Annotated in this window: 1 pseudogene; it reads left to right on the plus strand. The window is 35.4% G+C overall.

What is annotated here, in order from left to right:
* A pseudogene (locus HMPREF2876_RS03860) lies at nucleotides 1-206 on the plus strand (plasmid replication protein); the annotation flags it as partial.

Here is a 206-nt window from a genome sequence, read left to right on the forward strand (position 1 = left end):
CGTGAGAAATCAGATGAAAGTCTAGATTTGGTATTGTCTAAAGTATATAAGGGGGAACTGACTTATTTTGATATTATGAAAGACGATAATTTGTATTATCTTATGGCAAACAATCGTCAGAAATTCCTTGAAGGATTTGATATTTTTGGCGAGCGTGAAAGCGTGCTAAGACTAGAAGCCTTGCAAAATGGGGAGTATGATTTGAC

This window comes from Streptococcus sp. HMSC073A12 (assembly GCF_001812815.1).
Lineage (GTDB): Bacteria > Bacillota > Bacilli > Lactobacillales > Streptococcaceae > Streptococcus > Streptococcus vaginalis.